Annotated in this window: 2 protein-coding genes; one reads left to right on the top strand and one right to left on the bottom strand. The window is 34.3% G+C overall.

Translation table 11 applies throughout. The features are described from left to right. Positions 1-259: 259 nt before the first annotated feature. Complete coding sequence (locus VB796_RS23685; RefSeq protein WP_323349070.1) at positions 260-1,237, top strand: hypothetical protein; 978 nt, start codon at positions 260-262, stop codon at positions 1,235-1,237. A 35-nt stretch (positions 1,238-1,272) separates the two neighbouring features. On the opposite strand, the gene VB796_RS23680 is transcribed toward VB796_RS23685, so the two are convergent. Continuing rightward, the gene (locus VB796_RS23680; RefSeq protein WP_323349069.1) at positions 1,273-1,437 is read right to left on the bottom strand and encodes a hypothetical protein; all 165 of its coding nucleotides are present in this window, start codon (positions 1,435-1,437) and stop codon (positions 1,273-1,275) included. Between the last annotated feature and the right edge of the window lie 42 nt (positions 1,438-1,479).

Below are 1,479 nucleotides of genomic sequence, written 5' to 3'. Positions count from 1 at the left end.
TTTTGTCATGGTACAATTATCGTTTAATATTGAATTGCTAAATGTAGGAAATATTTAGCACAAATGTTTGACCGCCAGAAGTTTGAATAACGAGAAGCTACCGCAGGTTTCGTTCAACACTATATTTATACAAGATAGGCGGATGTAAGTTATTCACCATCAGTTAATAATTAGAGATTAATAAGTAATTGAGCGGACGGAATTCTATTCCCTATCCTGCATAAACATTCAGCGTTAGCTGATATATTAAAACATCGAAATGACAACCCAAGAACTACTTAACTTTTTTGTAAAAACCATCAATGCGACAGATAAACTTTCTTCTTTTGACTTTAACATCAATGAAGATGTTAGAACTGCATTTCTGTTAATTTCTGATGAAACTTCCCTACAAAAAGCACTTGAAAGAGAACTACCGAATAACTATAATAAATTTTGCTTCCTTGAATCTATGTTGATGAGTTACATTGAAACAAAAGCAATTGACCTTGAACTTGCTAACAATCTCATTAATAAAATTGAGAATTACTATACCAAAAATTGGCGTAAAATTGAATTAGTAAAATATTCAATTGACCAAGACAATTTAAGTTTAGCAGAAAAAATTACAGCGGAAATACCAGACGAGGACAGCGGACCAGCCCGATATGTTGCTCACCGACACATTTTAGAATATTTTGCAAAAAAAGGCGACATTTTAAGATTTAAGGAACGGACGAAACCTTCAAAACTTGGTAAGTTTCCGAGATACGGGATTGAAGCATATAAATATAAACTTATTGAGGGATATGCAAATACAAATGGAGTAGCAAAAGCCTTTGGACTATTAGAAGATAAGTATTTTGAGAAAACGGCATCTATTTCTGTACTTCGTTGCACAGCCCATAAACTTTCCTTGGACGAAATTGACAGTTATTTACAAGTTTATCCAAGAGTTTTAGAAGAAACTGAATCAGCAAAAGCCGATTTATACGTTTTACATTATAGAGAACAAAGACCAATCAAAATTATGCAGTCCGACTTTGAACGAACATTAATCGAAGTTTTGAAAACAGACAAAGATATTAAATGTGGCGACATGAGGTGTAGAGACGGACTACTACTTGACCTTGGTTCTTCAACTTTGAATAGAAAACAAGCGTTAGAATGCAAAAAACATATTGTATCACCGAGTGTAAAAAGAGAATTGAATTTTGGGATAAAATACTATGACGACAACAAGAAATACATCAGCTAACATAGTATTGTGGCAAGCCCCTGATATAAAAGGGTTTATGCAACCGAAACGTTACTACTACGAAAACAAAGAGCAAAAGCCGCACCCACATTGATACCCACAGTTCGTTGGCAAGCCTGGCACGGAATAGTAGTCAAACAGTCATTGATAGCGTATGATTTGTTTTGCAAATCATCGACTTCGTTAGGAAGAGTACCCATTTATAGACTATTCTGCTTTGTTTTCTTTCACGTTAAACAAAG

Source organism: Arcicella sp. LKC2W, assembly GCF_034931005.1.
GTDB lineage: Bacteria > Bacteroidota > Bacteroidia > Cytophagales > Spirosomataceae > Arcicella.
This window is presented reverse-complemented; position numbering and strand designations above follow the sequence as displayed.